The organism is Pseudomonas sp. NPDC087814 (assembly GCF_044742865.1).
In the GTDB taxonomy this organism is placed as follows: domain Bacteria; phylum Pseudomonadota; class Gammaproteobacteria; order Pseudomonadales; family Pseudomonadaceae; genus Aquipseudomonas.
This window is the reverse complement of sequence record NZ_JBIUVK010000001.1, coordinates 285,738-291,340: the sequence shown is the minus strand read 5'-3', so window position 1 is coordinate 291,340 and position 5,603 is coordinate 285,738. Positions and strand designations below refer to the sequence as shown.

The 5,603-nt window shown below is 61.3% G+C and carries 5 protein-coding genes; all 5 read left to right on the top strand.

The features are described 5' to 3' along the window. Positions 1-598: 598 nt before the first annotated feature. Positions 599-892, top strand: coding sequence for a hypothetical protein (locus tag ACIOMR_RS01430; protein ID WP_177039936.1), 294 nt, complete (start codon positions 599-601; stop codon positions 890-892). A 246-nt stretch (positions 893-1,138) separates the two neighbouring features. After that, positions 1,139-3,853, top strand: a complete 2,715-nt coding sequence (gene mgtA / locus ACIOMR_RS01425) for a magnesium-translocating P-type ATPase (protein ID WP_023658814.1) — start codon at positions 1,139-1,141, stop codon at positions 3,851-3,853. A 59-nt stretch (positions 3,854-3,912) separates the two neighbouring features. Beyond that, entirely contained in the window at positions 3,913-4,116 is a 204-nt protein-coding gene (locus ACIOMR_RS01420; RefSeq protein ID WP_256351087.1) for a hypothetical protein, read from the top strand. Between the two features lie 31 nt (positions 4,117-4,147). Continuing rightward, the gene (locus ACIOMR_RS01415; protein ID WP_003217865.1) at positions 4,148-4,495 is read left to right on the top strand and encodes a DUF2493 domain-containing protein; all 348 of its coding nucleotides are present in this window, start codon (positions 4,148-4,150) and stop codon (positions 4,493-4,495) included. Between the two features lie 144 nt (positions 4,496-4,639). Continuing rightward, on the top strand, positions 4,640-5,443 hold the full coding sequence (locus tag ACIOMR_RS01410; protein WP_087693912.1) for a hypothetical protein: 804 nt from the start codon (positions 4,640-4,642) through the stop codon (positions 5,441-5,443). The last annotated feature ends 160 nt before the right edge of the window (positions 5,444-5,603 follow it).

The window sequence follows — 5,603 nt, the reverse complement described above, 5'->3', positions numbered from 1 at the left end:
CCCAAAACCCAGAGACCCCCACTATAAAACCCCCCCCCCCCCCCCCCCTCACCCCCCCCCCCCCCCCCCCCCGCTCCCACATTTGGACCGTGCCCGCTTTAGCTTTTGATTTTGCTCTTCAACACTCAAGCCGGCCGGTAGGCCGCTGTGCTCTTGCTGTTGATCTTGGGCGCCCCGTTAAACCACGCTGGCCGAACGCAGGCTTCGGAACCCCGCATAAGTTATCCGGCTATTGTTACTTCACCTGCCCGCCACACACCGGCCACTTATCAATAAGCACACTTGATGTTGCAACTTCCCCAACCTTCTATCTGAACAAACTCTGAACCAGTAACAATTTAAGTCATTAAACGTTGACATCCGGCAACTGCCTGAGTAAATTCCCCGTGCCTGCAACTCAGGGCCATTTTTCAACCTCACAAAAGAAGCCAATGGACACAGTATCTAGTCGTTGTCCGATCACCGTGAATGCGGCGAATCGGGCGCCAAACCCAGAAAAAATGACGGGACTCGCCTTTCCGGCCGAGTAAGCTGCGCTAGAGCCTGACGCTCCAACGTAACTGCCTCACCGGATGCCAGTCCGGTCCCGAGGTGTGTTATGACCTTTCAACTGATTGTTTTACCTGATCTGCGTACGCTGGCTAACGCCCTGCGTGCCAAATTGCGCCGCGAGCCCGTAGGCTTTTCCCCTACCCGCAGCACCTTTGTGACCTCATCCCCCCGCGTGTGCCCGACTCCCCGGGCACACTGGCGTATCTGCCCCACCACCGGCCACCTGGTCCAGCAATGGGATCACGCCGACCCTCAAGACCCACAGAGACGGGACGTTTCCAGCCTGGTCGCGCAAGCGAGCCTGATGCTGAGCCTCTACGTGGACGCTCGCGCGGCATAAGCCAGCTGGAAACAGCAACTTCCTGATTATCCGTTACTTGATTAGCTGGAGTTCTCTATGGACGAAGCCAGTAGTAGCCCGCTGCGCGCTAGTTAACTAACGCGCTGTTAGCGGGCCTGTAGAAAGTTACCCAACACTTTATTTAAACCGATCGCGAAGTCAGCGACTCGGCATGCTTTCGCTCGCCTGTCATCAGGTAAGTACCGGGTATGTTTTGTCGAAAAATTGGCGACAGGAGTACACACAATGAGCGCAGTAAAAAACCCGAAACTGCACAAGAAAAACGGCACGGATACCGACACCAAGCTGTCGATGCGTGCTGCCCGCGAAGCCCAGAACGGCCTCTCGGCAACCCTCGCCAATGTCCGGGCAACCAAGGATGGCCTGACCGAACTGGATGCCTCTGCTCGCCTGCAACGTGAAGGCTACAACGAGGTGGCCCACGACAAGCCGCCTCACGCCATCGTGCAATTCCTCCAGGCCCTGAACAACCCGTTCATCTATGTGCTGCTGACCCTCGGCGCCATCAGTTTCTTCACTGACTACTGGCTGCCACTGCAGGCCGGTGAAGAAGCCGACCTGACCAAGGTCATCATTATCATGACCATGGTCATGCTCAGCAGCCTGCTGCGCTTCTGGCAGGAGCATCGTTCGGCCAAGTCCGCCGAGGCCTTGAAGGCCATGGTGCGTACCACCGCCACGGTGTTGCGCCGCGAGCAAGTGGGCTCCAAGCCGACCCTGCGGGAAGTGCCGATGCGCGACCTGGTGGCCGGCGATATCGTGCAACTGTCTGCCGGCGACATGATCCCGGCCGACATCCGCCTGATCGAGTCCCGTGACCTGTTCATCAGCCAGGCCGTGCTGACCGGCGAAGCCTTGCCGGTAGAGAAGTACGACACCCTCGGGGATGTGACGCAAAAATCCGCCACGTCCACGGCGGCCGACCAGGGCAACCTGCTGGACCTGCCGAACATCTGTTTCATGGGCACCAACGTGGTCAGCGGCCGGGCGAAAGCCGTGGTGGTTGCCACCGGCCCGCGCACCTACTTTGGCTCGCTGGCCAAGGCGATTGTCGGCTCCCGGGTGCAAACCGCATTTGACCGCGGGGTGAACAGCGTCAGCTGGCTGTTGATCCGCTTCATGCTGGTAATGACGCCGATCGTGTTCTTCCTCAACGGCTTCTCCAAGGGTGACTGGAGCGACGCGTTGCTGTTCGCCCTGGCAGTGGCGGTAGGCCTCACCCCGGAAATGCTGCCGATGATCGTCAGCGCCAACCTGGCCAAGGGTGCAACCGCCATGGCCAAGCGCAAGGTGGTGGTCAAGCGCCTCAACGCGATCCAGAACTTCGGTTCGATGGACGTGCTGTGCACCGACAAGACCGGCACCCTGACCCAGGACAAGATCATCCTCGAGCACCACGTCAACGCCTTTGGCAACCGTGATGATTCAGTGCTGACCCTCGCCTGGCTCAACAGCCATCACCAGAGCGGCATGAAGAACCTGATGGACCAGGCGGTCGTACAGTTCTCCGAGCAGAATCCGAAGTTCCAGGTGCCGTTTGCCTACAGCAAGGTGGATGAGTTGCCGTTCGACTTTATTCGCCGTCGCCTGTCGATCGTGGTCAAGGACGCGCAAAACGACCACCTGCTGGTGTGCAAGGGTGCGGTCGAGGAGATGCTGAGCATTTCCACCCACGTGATGGAAGGCGACGTGGCCGTCGAGCTGGATGATCGGCGTCGCAACGAGTTGCTGGCGATTGCCCAGGACTACAACGAAGACGGCTTCCGGGTGCTGGTGCTGGCCACCCGCAACATTCCCCAGGCACTCGCCCGCAAGCAGTACACCACGGCCGATGAGCGCAACCTGGTGATCCGTGGTTTCCTGACCTTCCTTGATCCACCAAAGGAAACCGCTGGCCCGGCGATCGCTGCCCTGCGCGAAATTGGCGTGGCGGTCAAAGTGCTCACCGGCGACAACGCCATCGTCACCAGCAAGATCTGCCGCCAGGTCGGCCTGGAGCCAGGCGTACCGTTGCTGGGGACGGAAATCGAAGCGATGGACGACGCCACCCTCAAGCTGCGGGTCGAGGAGCGCACGGTGTTCGCCAAGCTGACGCCGCTGCAGAAGTCGCGGGTGCTCAAGACCTTGCAGTCCAACGGCCACACCGTGGGCTTCCTCGGCGACGGCATCAACGACGCTCCGGCCTTGCGGGATGCCGACGTGGGCATCTCGGTGGACAGCGCGACGGACATTGCCAAGGAATCCGCCGACATCATCCTGCTGGAAAAGAGCCTGATGGTGCTGGAAGAAGGCGTGCTGAAAGGCCGCGAGACCTTCGGCAATATCATGAAGTACCTGAACATGACCGCCAGTTCCAACTTCGGCAACGTGTTCTCGGTGCTGGTGGCCAGTGCATTCATCCCGTTCCTGCCAATGCTGTCGATCCACCTGCTGCTGCAAAACCTGATGTACGACATCTCCCAGCTGGCCTTGCCGTGGGACAAGATGGACAAGGAATACCTGGCCAAGCCACGCAAGTGGGACGCGAAAAACATTGGCCGCTTCATGATCTGGATCGGGCCGACCTCGTCGATCTTCGACATGACCACCTTTGCCCTGATGTGGTACGTGTTCTCGGCCAACAGCGTGGAAATGCAGACCCTGTTCCAGTCCGGCTGGTTCATCGAGGGGCTGCTCTCGCAAACCCTGGTGGTGCACATGCTGCGCACCCGCAAGATCCCGTTCTTCCAGAGCAACGCCGCATGGCCGGTGATGATGATGACCTGCATCGTGATCGGGCTGGGCATCTACGTACCGTTCTCGCCGCTGGGCGCGATGGTTGGCCTGGAGCCGCTGCCACTGGCGTACTTCCCATGGCTGGTGGGCACCCTGGTCGCCTACTGCTGCGTGGCACAACTGATGAAAACCCTCTACATCCGCCGCTTCAAGCAGTGGTACTGATCAACCGCCCCTGAAAGCGCTGGCTATCGGTAGATAGCCAGTGCACGCGGAGACAGACAATGAACACACTTATGAGCTACCTCGACAACGCTGCTCGCGCGCTGCTGGTGTACGGCCTCGCCCAGGCGGCCAAGGCGGTGATGGTGCTGGGCGTACGGCTGTACGTGCGCAACGTGCTCAGCGCCGTGGAAATGCGCTTCATGCTGGGTTTTTCCAGCAGCTTGAACAGCACCTGCATCCGCTTGCTGCGCCCGCGTCGATAAATGGCAATACGCACTACAAGGAAAGATCACCATGCGCGTCTTGATCTGTGCAGGTCGTCATTACGCCGATACAAAAATGTCCCGCCAGGTGCTGGACGCCTACCACCGCCTGCGCCCGGTGCAGGTGTTGATCCACGGTGGCAGCCAGTTCCTGGGCAGCGACGTGGAAGACTGGGCCCGGGAAACCGGAGTGGATGTGGTGCGTTACCCACCCAACTGGCAACGACATGGCAAGCAGGCCGAACGCCATCGCAACCAGTTCATGCTCACCGACAGCCGGCCCGACGTGATCATCGCGCTGCCCGGTGGCGACGACACCTCGGAACTGGTGAGCCAGGCCAGGGCCAGTGGCATCCATGTGCTGACTGTAGACAGCTGAATCAACCCTTATTGGAGTATCCAGGCATGAACGAAGAACCCCGTTGTAGCGGTACCCCGTTGCACACTTTTTTCTATTTGAAACACGGCGCGTCCCTGCCAAGTCCGGTCGGGGCGCGCCACCGGCTGTTGATCGAGGTTCACCATGTACAAGAAACACACCCCTGACGGTTTCGCCAAATACCGCAACCGCACCACCCACGTTACCTTCCATCCCCTGCCCGCCTCCAAGCTTCGGGCAGTGCGGCGCAACCTGATTTTCGTCGGCGTGACCGCGGGCATCATGCTGGTGCTCAGCCTGATGTCGAATGCCCATGCGGCCGGCGGCTCCTACGTGGTCGACGACGGCGCAATCAACGCCCCGGGCGAATGCAATGTCGACGCCTGGTTCACCGCCAACCGGCACGCGGGCTCAACCCACAGTGAAACCCTGGCGCCGGCCTGCACCTCCGCTGCCATTCCTTGGTTGCAGTGGACTGCCGCCGTGTCCCGGGCCAACCATGATGGCGACGGCGAAACCCAAGTGAATCCGCAGCTCAAGGCGCAGTTGTGGGCCCGGGAAGACCTGGGCCTGGAACTGGCCGCGTCTGCCGGCGTGCATTACGCGCTGAACCGCCAGCACTCGTTTGATGGCGCGGACTTGAATGTGCCGTTTACCTGGCAGCCCATGGAGGCCCTGCGGCTTAACTTCAACGCCGGCTGGAGCCACGCTTATAACGACGGCGACCAGACCCATCGGCCGACCTGGGGCACCGGGTTTGAATACAGCCTGATGGACTCACTGACACTGATCGCCGAACGCTACGGCCAGCAAGGCGGCGACCAGGCGTGGCAAGCCGGGCCGAGGATGCATATCGGCAAGAATGTGGACGTGGACCTGGTGGTAGGACGCAGTTTGATCGGGGATCAGCATCAATGGCTCACGACGGGGGCCACACTGCGGTTCTAACCCGCAGACGATGATCCCAGTGGCGGGGGGGGGTGGGGGGGGGGGGGGGGGGGGGGGCCCGCCCCCCCCCCCCCCCCCCCCCCCCCCCGCCCCCCCCCCCCCCCCCGGGGGGGCCGGGGGGGGGGGGGCGGATTGGGGTGAGCGGGGCCCGCAGCCCGCC